Source organism: Nocardia sp. NRRL S-836 (assembly GCF_001279525.1).
Taxonomy (GTDB): Bacteria; Actinomycetota; Actinomycetes; order Mycobacteriales; family Pseudonocardiaceae; genus Lentzea.
Window position 1 is genome coordinate 14,969 of sequence record NZ_LGDY01000135.1, and the last position, 16,202, is coordinate 31,170.

General features: G+C 72.1%; 13 protein-coding genes. 6 read left to right on the forward strand and 7 right to left on the reverse strand.

Annotated features, from left to right (window positions below; all coding sequences use genetic code 11):
• The first annotated feature begins 197 nt into the window (after positions 1-197).
• Complete coding sequence (locus ADL03_RS37080) at positions 198-3,857, forward strand: patatin-like protein (RefSeq protein WP_197288980.1); 3,660 nt, start codon at positions 198-200, stop codon at positions 3,855-3,857.
• Here ADL03_RS37080 and ADL03_RS37085 read toward each other — a convergent pair.
• On the reverse strand, positions 3,838-5,823 hold the full coding sequence (locus tag ADL03_RS37085; RefSeq protein WP_053738298.1) for a glycosyltransferase: 1,986 nt from the start codon (positions 5,821-5,823) through the stop codon (positions 3,838-3,840). The two genes, ADL03_RS37080 and ADL03_RS37085, sit on opposite strands and share 20 nt — an antisense overlap.
• Entirely contained in the window at positions 5,820-6,395 is a 576-nt protein-coding gene (locus tag ADL03_RS37090) for a DUF998 domain-containing protein (RefSeq protein WP_053738299.1), read from the reverse strand. The genes ADL03_RS37085 and ADL03_RS37090 overlap by 4 nt, the downstream gene beginning before the upstream one ends.
• A gap of 257 nt (positions 6,396-6,652) precedes the next feature.
• On the opposite strand from ADL03_RS37090, the gene ADL03_RS37095 reads away from it, so the two are divergent.
• From ADL03_RS37095 to ADL03_RS37105, 3 genes are read left to right on the forward strand one after another with little or no spacing between them, the layout of a single operon-like run.
• Positions 6,653-7,582 (forward strand): ABC transporter ATP-binding protein, encoded by a 930-nt coding sequence (locus ADL03_RS37095; protein ID WP_231642770.1) that lies wholly within the window; start codon positions 6,653-6,655, stop codon positions 7,580-7,582.
• On the forward strand, positions 7,579-8,337 hold the full coding sequence (locus ADL03_RS37100; protein WP_053738301.1) for an ABC transporter permease: 759 nt from the start codon (positions 7,579-7,581) through the stop codon (positions 8,335-8,337). The genes ADL03_RS37095 and ADL03_RS37100 overlap by 4 nt, the downstream gene beginning before the upstream one ends.
• A gap of 19 nt (positions 8,338-8,356) precedes the next feature.
• Entirely contained in the window at positions 8,357-9,274 is a 918-nt protein-coding gene (locus ADL03_RS37105) for a heme A synthase (RefSeq protein WP_053738302.1), read from the forward strand.
• On the opposite strand, the gene ADL03_RS37110 is transcribed toward ADL03_RS37105, so the two are convergent.
• The 3 genes from ADL03_RS37110 to ADL03_RS37120 all read right to left on the reverse strand — a co-directional run bounded on the left by ADL03_RS37110 (position 9,253) and on the right by ADL03_RS37120 (position 11,842).
• Positions 9,253-10,356 (reverse strand): ankyrin repeat domain-containing protein, encoded by a 1,104-nt coding sequence (locus tag ADL03_RS37110; RefSeq protein WP_082373794.1) that lies wholly within the window; start codon positions 10,354-10,356, stop codon positions 9,253-9,255. The two genes, ADL03_RS37105 and ADL03_RS37110, sit on opposite strands and share 22 nt — an antisense overlap.
• A gap of 9 nt (positions 10,357-10,365) precedes the next feature.
• The gene (locus ADL03_RS37115; protein WP_053738303.1) at positions 10,366-10,830 is read right to left on the reverse strand and encodes a GbsR/MarR family transcriptional regulator; all 465 of its coding nucleotides are present in this window, start codon (positions 10,828-10,830) and stop codon (positions 10,366-10,368) included.
• A 70-nt stretch (positions 10,831-10,900) separates the two neighbouring features.
• Positions 10,901-11,842 (reverse strand): TIR domain-containing protein, encoded by a 942-nt coding sequence (locus ADL03_RS37120; protein WP_053738304.1) that lies wholly within the window; start codon positions 11,840-11,842, stop codon positions 10,901-10,903.
• A 111-nt stretch (positions 11,843-11,953) separates the two neighbouring features.
• On the opposite strand from ADL03_RS37120, the gene ADL03_RS37125 reads away from it, so the two are divergent.
• Together ADL03_RS37125 and ADL03_RS37130 are read left to right on the forward strand one after the other, a co-directional pair.
• Complete coding sequence (locus ADL03_RS37125; RefSeq protein WP_082373795.1) at positions 11,954-13,981, forward strand: toll/interleukin-1 receptor domain-containing protein; 2,028 nt, start codon at positions 11,954-11,956, stop codon at positions 13,979-13,981.
• Positions 13,974-14,972 carry a hypothetical protein gene (locus ADL03_RS37130; RefSeq protein WP_157529628.1) on the forward strand — a complete coding sequence of 333 codons (999 nt, stop codon included), beginning with the start codon at positions 13,974-13,976 and terminating at the stop codon, positions 14,970-14,972. Before ADL03_RS37125 ends, ADL03_RS37130 begins: the two co-directional genes overlap by 8 nt.
• 66 nt (positions 14,973-15,038) lie before the next feature.
• Here the strand turns inward: ADL03_RS37130 and ADL03_RS37135 are convergent, their stop codons facing one another.
• Positions 15,039-15,575: an ATP/GTP-binding protein gene (locus ADL03_RS37135; protein WP_053738307.1), complete on the reverse strand. Its 537-nt coding sequence runs from the start codon at positions 15,573-15,575 to the stop codon at positions 15,039-15,041.
• Between the two features lie 58 nt (positions 15,576-15,633).
• A complete protein-coding gene (locus tag ADL03_RS37140) occupies positions 15,634-16,200 on the reverse strand; it encodes a DUF742 domain-containing protein (protein WP_063798842.1) in 567 nt (188 codons plus the stop codon).
• Between the last annotated feature and the right edge of the window lie 2 nt (positions 16,201-16,202).

Genomic DNA, 16,202 nt, shown 5'->3' on the forward strand with positions numbered 1-16,202 from the left:
TCGTGGCGGCGGCCCGGACCACCTCACCGTGACATCCACCAGACGCCCCTCCCCGGCGATCCGGACAAGCTTCACCCGACCAGGTGACCACGCACGCCACCGCCAACGGCCGTTCGCGCGGTCGGCTCGGTAACCACACCACGTCGGCGGACGACTACCCGGCAGAGGAAGATCGAGGCCGGAGGGGGTGGTGCGGCGTGTCCGGGAAACCCATGTCGCGGGAAGAGGTCCGGTTCGCCGTGGTCCTCAACGGGGGTGTGAGCCTGGCCGTCTGGATGGGCGGTGTCGTGCTGGAACTGGACCGGCTGACCAGGGCGGGGTCGGCCTACCAGCCGTTGCTGGACCTGGTCGGGTGCACGGCCAGGGCCGATGTCATCGCCGGGACGTCGGCCGGGGGGATCAACGGGGCCGCGCTGGCGTTGTCGCAGGTCAACAAAGGGGCTGACCTGAGCAGGCTGCGGGACCTGTGGGCGGAGCAGGGGCGGATGGAGCAGTTGCTCAGGACGCCGTTCAAGGGGGAGCCGGCCTCGCTGCTCAAGGGGGACGAGTTCTTCCTGCCGCGGTTGCAGGAGGCGTTGGCGCGGCTGACGACCGACTTCGACCCGACCGCGCCGGACGAGCGGCCGATCGACCTGCGGATCACGACCACGTTGCTGGGTGGGGTGCCGACGACCAGCTACGACGACCTGGGGCAGCCGTTGACGCAGTCGGTGCACCAGGGCAGTTTCTCGTTCCGGCGCGATCCCTACAACTGGGTGTCCGAGCAGTCCAGGGACGACTTCGCCGCGGACGGGCTGGGCGACCGGGTGTTGCAGCTCGCGCTCGCGGCGAGGAGCTCGGCCAGCTTTCCGTTCGCGTTCGAGCCCAGCTTCATCCCGGTGGGCGGGCAGCACTCGCCCGACCGGCCCGACATGGGGGACGTGGCCAGCTGGGCCAACGGGGGTGACCGCAGCAGGTTCGCCGTCGACGGCGGGGTGCTGGTCAACACGCCGACCAGGGAGGCGTTGGAGGCGATCGACCGCATGCCCGCCGACGGGCCGGTGCGGCGGGTGATGTTGCTGGTGTTCCCGCACGCCGAGCCGCTCGGGTCGGAGCCGCAGGCGGACGTGGTGGGCAAGGGGCCGACGACGGTCAACGCGGGCGCGAAGCTGCTGAGTGCCATGTCGAGCCAGGCGAACCGCACGTACGTCGAGAAGATCGAGGAGCACAACCGGCGCGCCGCCAGCAGCAGGGGTGGGCGGATGGCGTTGCTGGAACGGTTGCACGCCAACGAGGAGAACGTGGTCGACGAGGTGTACTCGTTGGCGGACAAGCTGTTCGGGCACTACGAGGACGTGGAGATCCGGCTCGCGGCGCGGCAGGTCACGGCGCAGCAGTTCGCGCTGCCCAGGGGGAACCCGGCGAACTGGTCGTTCGAACGGGCGCGGCGGGCCGCGGAGAACGCGCAGCGCCAGTGGAAGAAGAAGCACGGTGTGCTGCCGTACGTGCCGGGGGTGCGGCTGCCGAGCACCGTGTGCCGCGCGGACCTGGGCTGGGAGTGGGGCATCACGATGGCCGAGCGGCTCGGGGCCTCGGCGCTCGACCTGCTCAAGCGGCTCGTGTGGGTGGCGCCGGACGGTCAGGCCGACCGGATCGCGCTGGCCCGGCGGGAGCTGCACCAGGTCAGGGCGGAGCTGCGGCGGCTGCGGGAGGAGCTGTTCCGGTGGCAGCCGTCGGACTCGCTGGGCGAGGAGTACTGGACCGGGCGGCTCGCGAGCTACCACGAGCACATGGTCGACGGGCACCTCGGGCTGGAGGTCAAGGCGCAGGTGGCCGAGATCGGCCGGGTCGTCGGCGCGGCCAGGCAGGTCGTGGGTGATCTCGACGAGCACCGGCTCAAGCTCGGTGGCCTGACGGCGTGGCACGCGTTGCTCGACACCGCGCCCACCGCGCAGGAGGCGGGGCTGTCCGACGGGGAACGGTGGCTGAGCCGCCTGCTGGCGCTGGAGATCGCGGGCACGTGCCTGTCCGACGACGCCTCCACGGGGATGGACACGCCGGTCGAGCTGGTGCAGGTGTCGCTGCAGACGCGCAACGCGTTCGCGCAGCAGTCGCTCACGGCCGACGACAAGGCGGGCGGGGCGTCGCTGTCGCGGTTCTCCGGGTTCCTGAAGCGGTCGTGGCGGGTCAACGACTGGATCTGGGGCCGGCTCGACGGCGCCACGATGCTGTGCCGGGTGCTGTTCGACCCGCGCCGGTTGCGGCGCATGGACCTGCTGGGGCGTCCGGACGACGACGAGCGCACGCCGGAGCAGCGCGCGGCCGCGGTCGTCGACCACGTCATCGCGGCGATGTTCGGGCCCGAGCTGCCCACCCAGGTCGCGGTGTGCGCGAACGAGGCCAAGGAGGAGCTGCGGGACATCTACGAGACCGACGGCGAGCTGTCGCCGTCGTCGATCAAGCTCGCGGAGCTGGCCGCGTGGGGCCTGCACTGGCGGATCATCTGCGAGGAGCTGCCGCGGCTGCGGGCGGCCATCATCGCCGACCGCGGTGATGGCGCTGACCAGCGGTCGCGCGGTGAGCTGTTCCTGGAGGAGCACGCGGACCTGTTGCGGCGCCTGGAGTTCCCGCAGGAGCACACGGTCACGCTCGGCATGGCCGCGCTGACCGCGTTCGACCGCGCGGGCATCGGCCGCGAGCCGCTCACGCAGGAGGCGGCGTCGGACCAGATGATCCGCACGGCCGCGACCGCCGCCGCCGTCGCGGTCACGGTCGCCGACTCCGAACGCGCCGGGCTCACGGCGGTGCGGCCGGTCACCAGGGTCATGCGCGGCGGCGCGCTGCTCCCCTACTGGACCATCACCGGTCTGACCAGGGGCGGGAAGCTGGCCCAGTTCCTCGGTCTGCTCGGGCTCGCCGTCGGTGGCGCGCTGGTCGTCATGGCGTTGTTCGGGCTGCTGCCGTCGTGGGCGGCCGGGCCGGGCGCGGCGATCGGCGCGGCGTCGCTGCTGGCCGCTTTCGGTTACGCCGCACTGCGTTCCGGCACGCTGCTGCACGGCCTGGTGCTGCTGTCACCGGTGATCCCGCTGACGGCCGTGGCCGTCGACCGGCTGCCGGACGACCGGTCGCAGCTCACCACCGGCACGGTCACCGTCGGCGGTGTCGCGCTGGTCGTGGCGGCGCTGATGGTGCTCGGCTCGCTGCCGGCGCCGATCCGCACCCCGCTGGCGGTGCTCGCCGACTTCACGCCGCTGAAGATCCTGAGGAGGCACTGGAAGCCGGTCGCCGTCGTGGTCGCGGCGGCGGCGTTCGTCTGGACGGTGTGGCGGTTCGAGCTGCACACCAACCCGTGGCTGGTGCTCCCGACGTCCGTCCTCTGTGGAGCGTTCGGGGTCCGGATGGCGTTGTCCGGCGGCAGGTCGTTGCAGCGCTGGCGCCGGGTCGAGGGCGTGTGGGGCACCGAACGCGCGGAACCGCCCGCCGCGGCCACCGCGGGCTGGGCGGTGGTCTACGGCTTGGTCTACCTGGCGGTCGCGGACGTCCTGCTGGTCGTGCGGCCGGGCGGCTGGGGCTGGCAGGTCGTGGCCGGCACGGCGCTGGCGTTCGGGCTGACCCTGCTGCTGGTCACGTCCTGGTACGTGCCGCGGGTGGAACGGCGGCGCATCCGCGAGCAGCTGGTCACCGAGGCGATCCCGGCGATCTACCCGCAGGGCTGCGACGTCGCGGCCGCGTTGCGCGAACGGCTGGAGGGCCACGCCTCGCTGTACCGGTTCCTGATCGACGGGGAGGGTGAGCACCCCGATCGGCTCACCCTCTCCCGCACCGGTCTCGGTGTCGCGCAACGGATCGAGCGCAAGCTCACGCCGCCAGCGCGATGACCGGCGCCGGGCGGCCCATGGCTCGTGCGTAGAGGCCCTCGAAGCGCTCCAGGGTCGCCGCCAGCGCGTGGTGCGAGATGATCTCGCTGCTGGCGGCGCCCATGCGGGCCCGCAGCGGTGCGTCGTGCACCAGCGAGTGCAGGCGCTGGGCCAGCGCGTTCACGTCGCCGGGCTCGAACAGCCAGCCGTTGCGGCCGGGGTGCACGAGGTGCGGCAGCGCCATGGCGTTCGCGGCGATCACCGGCTTGCCCGCGGCCATCGCCTCCATCGTGGCCAGGCTCTGCAGCTCGGCGACACCGGGCATCACGAACAGGTCGGCGCGGGCGTAGGCGTCGAGCAGCTCGTCCTCGGACACGAACCCGTGGAACCGCACCCGGTCGGTGATGTCCAGGTCGCGGGCCAGCAGCTCCCACTCGGCCTTGCACGTGCCGTCACCGACGATCTCGCCGAACGCGCCGGGCACGCGGGCGAGCGCCCGCAGGAACTCGTCGACGCGCTTCTCCTCGTCCAGCCGCCCGACGAACAACGCGGTCGGCCGGTCGTTGTGCCGCACCTCGCGCTGGTAGCGGGCGATGTCGATGCCGCACGAGACGGGCATCGCGCGCTCGGGGAAACCGCTGTCGTGCAACAGCTGCACGGCCCGCGGTGTGGGCGCGGTGACGATGTCGGCGCGGCCGAACACCCGCGCCAGGTCGCGGTAGGCCCACCTGCGGGACATGCCCTGCAGGAACGCGGGCACGTGCGCGTGGCTGAACAGGTTCTCCGGCATGAAGTGGTTCGTGGCGAGCGTGGGCAGGCCGCGGGCGGCGGCGGCGTTGAGGACGTAGCGGCCCACCACGAAGTGCGCCTGCACGTGCACGACGTCCGGGCTGAGCGCTCTGACCAGTTCCTCGGCCTCGTCCTTCGCCTGCCACGGCAGGCAGAAGCGGAAGTCCGGGTAGAACGGCAGCCGGTGCGACCGCAGGCGGTGCACCGTCACGCCCTCGATCTCCGTGGCCTTGGGCGAGTCGGGGGCGATGACGTGGACGTCGTGCCCGCGGGTGGCGAGACCGCTCGCGAGGCGCTGGGCGAAACGCGCGGCTCCGTTGACGTCCGGCGGGAACGTGTCGGCGGCGATGACGACGCGCAGCGCGCTGGAGGTGTTCACGGGAAGCTCCGTTCGAAGAGTGGTACGAGGTTGACGAGCGAGGGCGAACACACCGCCGGCCGCGGCGAGCGCGCAGGCGATCAGCAGGGCACCGGTCCACGCGGACAGGTGCGCGGCTTCACCGAGCAGGAAGGCACCGATGCCCACGGCGACCAGCGGGTCCACCACGGTCAGGCAGGCGACGGCGAGATGAGGGGGCCCGCCCGCGTAGGCGTGCTGGACCAGCCAGCCGCCGACGGCGAGCGAGAGGGCGATGCCGAGCACGGACGCCACGTGCGAAAGGCCGAAACCGCCCTGCTGAACCGATTGTGAGACGGCACGCATGAGCACCGACACGTAGGCGTACGCGACACCACCGGCCGATGCGAACGCCACGGCGCGAACGCGCGCGTTCGTCGTCAGGGCGGCGATGACGCCGGGGACGGCGATCAGTCCGAGGACCACCAGTCCGGCCGTGAGCTCGGCATCCGGCACGACCTTGGTCGCGGTCGCGCTGCCCGACGCGAGGAACACGAACGCCCCCACGCCCACCGTGGTGAGCAGGATCGCGGGCAGTTCGCGCAGGCGCCGGTCCAGCAGCGCGGTCAGGCCGATCGCGACCACGCCGATCGGCTGCACGACCGTGAGCGGTGCCATGCCGAGCGCGGCCGCGTGCACACCGGCACCGGCGACGAGCAGCGCGAGACCGCCCAGCCAGCGCGGTTGTGCGAGCACGCCCACGCGGGCCCCGGTCTCCGCGACCGCGTCGTGCTGCAGGCGTGCCGCGAAGGCGAAGAACACGGCGCCGAGCACGGCGAGGGTGATGGCGAGCAGGGTCATGTCGTCCGCCTGAGCTGGGTGGCCGCGATTGCGAAAAGGAGTCCGTAGAGCGCGGCGAACAAAACGCGCTCGGTCAGTCCGCGCGCCTCGAACCCGGCGAAGGAAACGTGGCTGACCATGAATGCCGCACTCGACACGGTCGCCGTTATTGCGATACCGAGCAGAGCCGGAAATTTGCGCGCGAGGAGCAGCCCGGCCGCCGGCAACGCGGCGAACATGACCGCGCCCGCATACCTGTGGACGTATCCCGACACGGACGTCGGCGCCCCCGTCGGGTCGGTCGGGAAGATCGTCGAGACGGTCAGACCGGCCGACCACACGCCGATCAGCCACTGCGCTGACCTGCCCGCACCGCGCAGGTTGACGGCCAGCAACGCCGAGACGGCCGCGAGGCTGAGGGACGTGGCGGCGAGCCACGACGTGCCGTTGTGGACGAACACGTAGTCGCTGATGACGTCGCTGATCGGGTCGAGCTGTCCCGCCGACACCACGTGCAGGTAGAAAATCGGCACCAGTGAGAACACCAGCCCCCAGACCACCAGGCCCCGTCTTTTCGCCCCCGACTCGATCACGCTGAAAGTCTCTTGTGACAACGTTGATCAACCAATGGGGAACTCCCCCGAGCGGACCCTGAGGTGTCCCTGAGTCCCCGGGGTAGGGCCAGCCCCACCTCTTTTCAGACCACCTTCGGAAAAGCCTTCACGCGAACGTTTGCGCCGCCGCACCGAAAGGTCACGCGGGGAGCTTTCGCACGGTCCTGGCGGACGGGAGGGCCCCGCGTTGCACCCGGCAGGCACGGGGCGCGGATGACCGAATAGGCTGACCGGTCGTGAGCCCGAATCCCCAGCCTGCGGTGGAAGTGTCGGGGCTGGTCAAGAGGTACGGCTCGAAGACCGCCGTCGACGGTCTCGACCTCGTCCAGCCGACCGGCACCGTTCTCGCCCTGCTCGGGCCCAACGGCGCCGGCAAGACGACGACCGTCGAGATCTGCGAGGGCTTCCGCTCCGCCGACGACGGGTCCGTGCGCGTTCTCGGGCTGGAGCCCGGCAGTGAGGCGCTGCGGCCGCGCATCGGCGTGATGCCGCAGGGCGGCGGCGGGTATCCGGGCATCCGGGCCGAGGAGATGCTGCACCTGGTGGCGGCGTGCGCGGCGAACCCGCTCGACCCGAAGTGGCTGATCGACGTCCTGGGCCTGTCCGGTGCCGTGCGGACGCCGTACAAGAGGTTGTCGGGCGGTCAGCAGCAGCGGCTGTCGCTGGCGTGCGCGTTGATCGGACGTCCCGAGCTGGTGTTCCTCGACGAGCCGACCGCGGGCATGGACCCGCAGGCACGCCGTCTGGTGTGGGACCTCGTGGGCGCGCTCAGGGACGACGGCGTGTCCGTGCTGCTGACGACGCACCTCATGGACGAGGCCGAGGCGCTGGCCGACCAGGTCGTCATCGTCGACGAGGGCCGCGTGGTCGCGCAGGGCTCGCCCGCCGAGCTGACCGCGAACCGGCCGGACGACCAGCAGCTGCGCTTCCGGGCCCGCCCCGGTCTCGACACGTCGCTGCTGTCCGCCGCGCTGCCCGAGGGACTGAAGGTGCGCGAGGCGACCCGTGGCGCCTACGTCGTCGAAGGCATGATCGACCCGCAGGTCGTGTCCACGGTCACGTCGTGGTGCGCGCAGCAGGGTGTGCTGGCCGAGGAGCTGACGGTCGCCAAGCGCAGCCTCGAAGACGTCTTTCTGGAGCTGACCGGCAGGGAGCTGCGTTCGTGACCACCTTCGCTCCCGGCACCTTCACGCCCGCGCCCGGCCGCGGGTCGCTGGGCCGCATGCTGTTCGTGCACGCCCGCACGGAGGCGATGCTGACGTTGCGCAACGGCGAGCAGATCCTGCTCACGGTGCTCATCCCGCTGGCGTTGCTGATCGCGCTCAGCCTGATGTCGGTGATCCCGATGCCGGAGCCGCGGGTCGGGTCGGCCGCCGCGCGGATCTTCGCGCTGGCGATCATCTCGTCGGCGTTCACCGGCCAGGCGATCGCACTCGGCTTCGACCGCCGCTACGGCGTGCTGAAGCGGCTGTCCGCGTCGGCGCTGCCCCGCTGGCTGCTCGTCGCGGGACGGGTCTGCGGCGCGCTGGTCGTGGTGGCGCTGCAGATCGCGCTGCTGGCGGTCACGGCGTTGCTGCTGGGCTGGCAGGTCCAGCCGGCCGGGCTGCCGTGGCTGGTGCTGCTGATCGTCCTGGGCACGCTGACGTTCGGTGCGCTGGGCGTGCTGCTCGGCGGGGCGCTGCGCGCGGAGATCGTGCTGGCGCTGGCGAACATCATCTGGTTCGTGCTGCTGATGGTCGGCGGTGTGGCGTTGTCGGTGCCGGTCGGGTTCGTGCACCTGCTGCCGTCGGCCGCGCTGGCCGAGGCGCTGGAGGCCGCTGTGGTGCACGGCACGGCGCCGGGCGCCGGCCCGGTCGCGGTGCTCGTGGCCTGGGGCGTTGCCGCCGGGGCACTGGCGACCCGGACGACCCGCCTCACCTGACGCGGCCTACCATCAGACCGTGTCCCGATTGACCGCTTTCCTCGTTCCCCTGCAACGCGCCCTCGCGATCGCCGCCATCATCGCGCAGGGCGGTATCGCGGTCACGGGGTCGATCGTGCGCGTCACCGGCTCCGGGCTCGGCTGCCCGACGTGGCCGGAGTGCGTTCCCGGCAGCATCGTGCCGGTCGAGCACCCCGACGTCGCCGCGCTGCACCAGTGGGTCGAGTTCGGCAACCGGACGCTGTTCGGCGTCATCGGCATCATCACCGGCCTGTGCCTGATCGCCGCGTGGCTCAACAGGCCGCGCCGCCGCCGGGTCGTCGTGCTCGCCGCCGTCCAGGTCGCCGGCGTGCTCGCCCAGGCCGTGATCGGCGGCGCGACCGTCCGGCTCGGGCTGGTGTGGTGGAGCGTGTCGGTCCACTTCATGGTCTCGATGGTGCTGGTGTGGTTCGCCGTGCTGCTCCTGCGGTCGCTGAGCGAGGGCGACGGCCCCGCCCGCTGGCTCGTGCCGGCCGGGGCACGCGGGCTGCAGGTCGTGATGGCGGTCGTGATGTACCTGCTGCTGATCGCGGGCACGTTCGTCACCGCCGCCGGGCCGCACGCGGGCGACTCGAAGACGCCGCGGCTGGACGTGCCGGTGCCGACGCTGGCGCAGCTGCACGCCGACCTGCTGTTCCTGTTCCTGGGCATGCTGATCGCGATGGGCTTCTTCGTCCGCAACCGCGCCTACTGGACGCTGGTCGGCGTGGTCGTCGCCCAGGGCGCGCTGGGCATGGTCCAGTACTGGACCGGCGTGCCCGAGGTGCTCGTGTCGATCCACGTCCTGGGCGCCGGTGCCGTCGTCGTCGCCACGGCGATGCTGTGGACGTCGTCGCGCGAGCGCACCGTCGAGGTCGAGGTGCCCGCGGCCACCGATCAGGCGCTCAGCAAGGCCTGAGCCTCCGAGTTGTCGTTGTGCCCCGCCCAGTGCGCGGGGGTCGCCTCGAAGTTCGCGTCCGTGACGGTCCGGTCGGCGCCCGCGTCGAGCAGGACCCGGATGACGCCGAGGTGGCCGCGTTCGGCCGCCAGGTGCAGCGCCGTCACGCCCTCGCCGTGCATCGGGCCGCCGAAACCGGTGCGCTGGTTGGGGTTCGCGCCGAGGTCGAGCAACGTGCGGGTGGCGTTCTCCAGCCCGCGCCACGCCGCCCACGCCAGCGCCGTGCCGCGGTAGACGTCCGCGTCGATCCGGGCGCCCCGCTTGAGCAGGTCGCCGAACACCTCGGCACGGTCGTTGCGCGCGGCCCACGACAGCGCCTCGTCGAGCACCTCCTGCGGGTCGTCCGCCGGCCACCAGCGCGGAAAACCGCTGTGCGGGCGGTAGTAGCCGCGCTTGGCCTCGGGTGCGGTGGCGAGACCGAGGTCGCCCAGGCCCGCCGCCGTGCGCAGGTTCGGCGGGTGGACCCCGTGCCGCGCCAGCAGTTCCGCGGTCTCCCGGTTGCCCCAGAACAACGCGACGGTGAGCGGGGTGCCGCCCTCGCCGCGCGCTTCCAGGTCGGTGCGGGCACCCGCGCTCAGCAGCAGCTCCGCCAGGCCCGGCAGGTCCGCGTACGCGGCCTGGTGCAGCGCCGTCCAGCCGTGGACGTTCTGGTGGTCGACGTCCGCGCCGGCGTTCAGCAGCACCTCGACCAGGCGTTCGTCGCACTTGGCCGCGGACAGGCCGAGCAGGTCGTTGCCGTTGGTACCGGCGGCCTTCACCAGCCACGGGTCACGCGTGATGATCGCCTTGAGCTCACCGGGGTTCTGCAGCTCGATGGCCTGGTAGGCGCGGGCGAACGGCCGCGGCTTGCGGATGTGCGCCCGGAAGGCCTTCCAGTCGGCGCACCCGTGGGCCTGCGCGAGCACCGTGTGCGCGCCCTCGTCGGTCAGCGGCACGTCGTCGAACACCTGAAGGGCGCCGGGCACGCCGTCCCACGCGGACGCGAGCAGACCCCTGGCTCGTTCCTCGTAGTACTCGACGTCATCGCGAAACGGGTGCCACATGGCACCACGCTACTTCGGTGCGGCGGGCCTGCGCTCCCACAAAGCGGGCAGTTCCTCTGAGAGCCAACCGTAGAGGCGGTCCACGGTCTTGAGCCGCATCGCGCGTTCCGGGTCGCCGCTGAGCAGCCGCATGCCGTCGTCGGTCAGCGTCTGGACGCTCGCGATGGCGGTGAGCTTGCGCTGGATGAACTCCGTCCACGCCTTCTCGTTGATCCGGTACTCCGCCGCCTGCCTGCCCCGGCGGGTCCGCTTGGTCACCAGGCCGACGTTGACGAGGTACTTGAGGTTCGTGCTGATCGAGCCGCTGCTCGCCTCCAGCTCCTGGGAGAGCTCGGCCGCGGTCCGCTCGACCGGCTGGCACACCAGCAGGTAGCCGAGGATGCGGCCGCCGATCAGCGGGATGCCCTCCTCGGCGAAGTGGGCCGCGAACCGCTCGATCCAGGCGGACAGCCGGGTTTCCCTGCCGACGCTCATCGACACTTCCCTTCGGTCGACACTGAAATCATCGTAGCGATCTTGTCAACGCTCCGGGAAGAGCACCGGGTCAGACGTACAGGGTCGGGTTGCCCCAGGCCAGCTCCGGCAGCCGGTTCGACCTCCCTCCCGCGATGTTCGCGCCGGCCAGCATCGGGTGCGCGGTCGTGCCCGGCCGGTAGGCGACCAGCCGCAGCCGCAACGCGTCGGTCACGTCCAGCCGGACCACGCGCGGGGCACCCTGGCCCGCGGTGTGCGGCCCGCGCGGTGAGCCGTCGACGAACACCTCGAACACACCGGTCTGCCCCGCGTCGACGGCGTCGTCGAGCACGCCGACCGTGGCCTCGAACCGGCGGAACCGGCGGCCCAGGTTGAACTCGATCTGCCCCTTCGGCTCGTGGCAGAAGCCGGAGCACCGGTAGACGACGCTGTCGCCGTAGTGCCGGCCGTTGAGGTCGGCGCCGCCCAGTGACACGTCCGGCGAACGGCCGGCCACCGGCAGCGTCGCGAGGCGGGTGGTGTCGGCCGGAGGCGGTGGCGGGACGCTGCCGTCGGAACCGACGAGCGGCCGCACCGCGTCCAGGATCTGCGCCAGGTCGTACTCGGCCGAGCGGTGGTGCAGCCGCAGGTACTGGTGACCCGCGAGGGCCGCGATCGTCGGCGGCAGGTCGACGGCCTCCGGCAGCCTGGTGTCACCGACGAGGACCGGCACGACCCTGGCGCCGTTGCGCAGGGCCAGCTCGATCTCCAGGCGCACCCAGTCCCCCGGCACGTGCAGCCTCGGCAGGCCGCCCCCGGTGACGGTGAGCCAGTGCGGGCCGATGAGCACGAGCATGACCGCGCAGGTGGACGCGGCGCGCACGAGCTCGGGGTCGAACGGGACGCCGGGGTCGATGCTCGTGCTGGAGCGGAAGACCCGGTCGCGGCCGAGCACCCGGCTGAGCTTCTGGTCGACGAGGACCGCGCTGTCCTGGGTGTCGCCGCCGCGGAAGTTGATGAAGACGATGCTCATGGACCATTGTGGAGGTGCGCGCGGACCGTGAAATGGACATCCGCTGGACACTTCAAGGTCAATGGTCCGCGGTCTGCTCCGTTCGGCGGTGCCGCGTGCTTTTCTCGTGGCATGCCAGGCGTGTTCGTCAACTACCGCGTCAAGGACAACCCCTACGGCGCGGCCTCGATCACGCAGGTGCTGAGGGACCACTTCGGGCCGCACCTGGTCTTCCGCGACGCGGTGTCGATGGAACCGGGCACCCACTACCCGAGCGAGATCCGCAGGGCGCTGCACGAGGCCGAGGTGCTCGTCGCCGTCATCGGCCCGCGCTGGCTGGAGGAGGACCCGGTCACGCACCGGCCGCGGATCGAGTCCGAGGGCGACTGGGTGCACGACGAGATCGCCTACGCGCTGGCGCACGGCATCCCGGTCGTGCCGGTCCTGCTGATGGACACCCCGGAGAACGCGCGGCGGCCACGCCACGACGAGCTGCCGCCGGACATCAGGCGGTTCGCGAGCATCCAGGCGCAGACCATGAGCCACCGCCGCTTCCACAAGGACATGGCGGAGCTCGTGGAACGGCTGGTGGACCTGGCGCCGTCGCTGGTGGTGCCGCGGTTGTTCGTGCAGCCGCCGGCACCGTTCACGCCGGACGCCGCACCCAGCACGTTGCTGCACCCCGAACGGGCGGTCGTGCCGTTCCACGGCCGTGAGCGCGAGCTGGCCGACCTGGTGGCGTGGGCCCACGACTCCGCGCCGAACTCGACGAAGCTGGTCGTGGGACCCGCCGGGTCCGGCCGGACCCGGCTCGCGGTCGAGCTGTGCCGGCGGATGGCGGCCGACGGGTGGCTCGCCGGTCTGCTGGGCGGCCAGGCGCCCGCCGCTCAGATCCGCCGCACCAGCGCGATCGACCGGCCGCTGCTCGCCGTCGTGGACGACGCGGAGCTGCGCTCGGAGCAGCTGCTGGCGCTGGCGGAGGCGGTCAGCGCCCGTTCGGCCGTGCACGACGCCCCGACCAGGCTGCTGATGCTGGGCCGCACCGACGGCAGCTGGCTGCGGGAGCTGCGCGAGCACCGCGACGAACGGGTGGCCGCGCTGTTCCGGCCGTCCGGGCGGGCCGGCACGATCACGCTGCGACCGGCACCGGCCGGGGTCTCCTTCAGCACCGCCGTCGAGGCGTTCGCCGACGTCCTGGGCACCCGGCCGATCCCCGCCACCGCACCGGACGGGACCCTGCTGGAGATCCACGCGCACGCGCTGAACTCCGTGCTGGGCCGGACCGGGCCCGACCCGCTCGCCGTGCTGCACCGGCACGACATGGCCCGCGCCGACGGCGACACCTCCGCGCTCGCGGTCATCGGAACCCTGGCCACGCTGTGCATCCCCGCGTCCGCCGAGCAGGCCGAGGCGCTGGTCGTCCGGCTCCCCGACTTCCTCGGCCAGGAGCCGCAGGCCGTGCGCGCCCACGTGGAGTCGTGGTCGCGCCTGCACCCCGGCCCGCACCCGGTCGACGCGGTCCGCCCCGGTGCCCTCGGCGAGCACCTCGTCGCCGCCACGCTCGCCACCCACCCCGCCCTGGTCACGACGATGGCCGTCGTCTTCCCCGACGAGTGGCTGGTCACCGCGCTGACGGTGCTCGGCCGGGCACTTCCACGCCACCCCGGCCTGCTCGGGCCGATCACGGCGTTGTTCCACGCCGACCCGCGCAAGCTCGAACGGCTCGTGCACGTCGCGCTCACCCGCCTCGACGAGCCGGAACCGTTCGCGCGCGCCATCGCGAACGAGATGGGCAAGCTCGACTGGTCGCTGCAGGACGTGATGTCGTTGCTGCAGAACGTCTCCACCGGCGACCAGGCGCACGACCCGATCCGCGGCGCCGCGCTGGAGGCGATGCTCAAGGCGGCGAGCGGGTTCACCGACCAGCTGCAGGCGCACGGCGGACAGGCTCCGCACCCGCCGCCCGAACCGCTCGGACGCCTCATCGGCAACCTCACGAACCTGGCGCGGGACTTCGTGGTGGGCATGGCCGACCCCGGCTCCGGCCGCACCCCGACCGGACCGGACGGCAAGCCGCTCCTGCCACCGCAGGCTCTGGGGATGTTGCGCGACATGTACATCGCACACCTGCGAGAGAAGAGGGACGAACAGGATGGATGACGACGTTCTCGCCAGTTCCGCCGTACACGCCTTGTCGCAGTACGTCATCCGGAAGAGCGAGGTGGGCCCGGCGGCGTTCGACGCGCAGCTGGAGGGCCTGCTCGGGCACCTGGAGGCCAAGCTGGCCGGTCCCTACCCGCAGGAGATCCTGGCGCGGTTCCTCGCGAACCCCGCCGACCCGGTCGAGGTCGAGACCCTGCGCCTGCACCTGGCCCGCGAGCTGCGCCAGGACCCCGGTTTCGGCCGGCAGCTCCACTCGGACCTGGGAGGCAGGGTCGTGCCGCCACCACCGGATCCACGCCGGCGCGGGAAGGTCGTGGCCGGGGTGGCCGCGGCCGTCGTCCTGCTGCTGCTCGGGTTCGTCGCCGCGCGGGCGCTCACGTCCGACGGCGGCTCCGCCGCACCGACCGGCACCACGACGTCCACCGCAGTCGTCACCCAGCCGACGACGACCGTGCCGTCGACCACCACCAAGCCGTCCTCCTCGTCGGCGGCGACGCCGACGGGGTCACCGCCGCCGTCCGCCCTCGCCGGTGACGGCAGCTCGCTCAGCGCGGACGCGCCCGTGTGGCTGGCCGACCTGCCGGTGCCGAACAACAGCTGGACGTTCGAGAACGGCGACCACGACGTCCAGCTCACCCAGCACCAGAGCTCGGTGTGGGCGAGCCTGAACTCCTGCTACACCACGAGCAGGGACCAGCAGTTCCGGCTCAAGAACTTCAAGCGGCTGGAGGTCGCGGCGGTCGGCACCGACTCGACCTCCGACCCGCAGCTGGTCGTGAAGTTCCAGGTCTTCGTCAACAGCGACCTCGTCAAGCCGGTCGCCGAGGTCGTGGTCAACCCCGGTGAGGCCAAGCCGGTGAAGGCGGACCTGCCGCCCGGCGTCTTCGCCCTGACGCTGCGGTCGTCGATCGCGACGGTCGACAAGTCCCAGTGCCGAGCGGGCAAGGCCGTGTGGGGCGCACCGTACGTGGTGGCCGCCGGAGCCTGACCGGGTTCCGGCCACGGGATCAGGAGGCCGGGCGGGAGCCAGGAGGCCGGGCCTCCTGGCTCGTCGTCAGCAGACGGGCGCGAGCGGCGTCGTCTCGTCCGGGCCCGGCCGGCGCCGCCACCGGTCCAGCTTCGCGTGCTCGGCCAGCGAGATCAGCGTCTCGCGCACCGACACGCGCAGCCGCGGGTCGCAGTTCACCACGGGCACCGCGGGCGCGATGCCCATGCCGCGGATGATCGACTGCACGTCCGCGCGGACGGACGCGTGCACGTTGTTCAGCGCGATGACGTACGGGATCCGGTGGTCCTCGAAGTAGCGCATCACGTCGACCGAGTCGGCCGGGCGCATCACGTCGAAGAGCACGACGGCACCCACGGCACCGCGGACCACGTCGTTCCAGCCCGCGCGGGGGTTCTGCCACTGCGGGGCCACGAACAGGTGCAGCGCCAGACCGGGGTCGAGCCACACCCGGCCGAACTGGATGCGCACCAGCTCCGTGACCAGGCCGCGTTCCGGCGGCAGCGCGGTCATCGTGAGCAGGTCGTTCTCGAGTACCGACCGGATGAAGGTGCTCTTGCCGACGCCGAATCCACCGGCGACCACGACTTTGGCCGAAGTCAGCTCCCGACCAGGAGGCCCGGGAGGCCCGCAGTCGGGAAATCTAGAGCCGACGTAGTCCACCCAGCACTCTCTCCATCAACCCGAGGTCCGGCGTGTCACCGCCCGCGGAAACAGTCTGGTGCACGTCCACCAGACCTCGTTCCGCCAGGTCGCCGAGCAACACCTTCGCGACCCCCAGCGGGAGACGCATCAGTGCGGCCACCTCCGCGACGGATCGCGGCGAGCGGCACAGCTCGACGACGTGTTGGTGCTCAGCCTGCAAGATACCCGCAGACTGCCGGCTCTGATCATTGGCGGAGACGAGTGTCTCGATCTCGAGGTTGACGCTGGACCGGGTGCGCCCGCCCGTCCACGCGTAGGCGCGCACGATCGACGCGTCCCGCGCGTCCGCGGCGGACGCCTCGAAAGCGGCTTCTTCCTCTTGTGGCACAAGGGGAACAGCCGGGGACACGGGGGCAGGGACCTCCCGTGCGGGCACCTGCGGCGCAGGGGTCGGCCGCCGCCGTGACGAGTTCAGGGAGAACCCGTTCATCAGGTCGGCGAACGTCTGCTCCGCGGGCGTTTCCGCCCGCCTGCGTCGTCGGTGCCCCTCAGCGGCCGAGCTCATGA

What these genes read in the sequence shown, in the direction of transcription:
- ADL03_RS37085 (WP_053738298.1), bottom strand. Translation starts at nt 5,823, where the DNA reads ATGACCCTGCTCGCCATCACCCTCGCCGTGCTCGGCGCCGTGTTCTTC.
- ADL03_RS37110 (WP_082373794.1), bottom strand. Translation starts at nt 10,356, where the DNA reads ATGTGGCACCCGTTTCGCGATGACGTCGAGTACTACGAGGAACGAGCC.
- ADL03_RS37115 (WP_053738303.1), bottom strand. Translation starts at nt 10,830, where the DNA reads ATGAGCGTCGGCAGGGAAACCCGGCTGTCCGCCTGGATCGAGCGGTTC.
- ADL03_RS37120 (WP_053738304.1), bottom strand. Translation starts at nt 11,842, where the DNA reads ATGAGCATCGTCTTCATCAACTTCCGCGGCGGCGACACCCAGGACAGC.
- ADL03_RS37125 (WP_082373795.1), top strand. Translation starts at nt 11,954, where the DNA reads ATGCCAGGCGTGTTCGTCAACTACCGCGTCAAGGACAACCCCTACGGC.
- ADL03_RS37130 (WP_157529628.1), top strand. Translation starts at nt 13,974, where the DNA reads ATGGATGACGACGTTCTCGCCAGTTCCGCCGTACACGCCTTGTCGCAG.
- ADL03_RS37140 (WP_063798842.1), bottom strand. Translation starts at nt 16,200, where the DNA reads ATGAGCTCGGCCGCTGAGGGGCACCGACGACGCAGGCGGGCGGAAACG.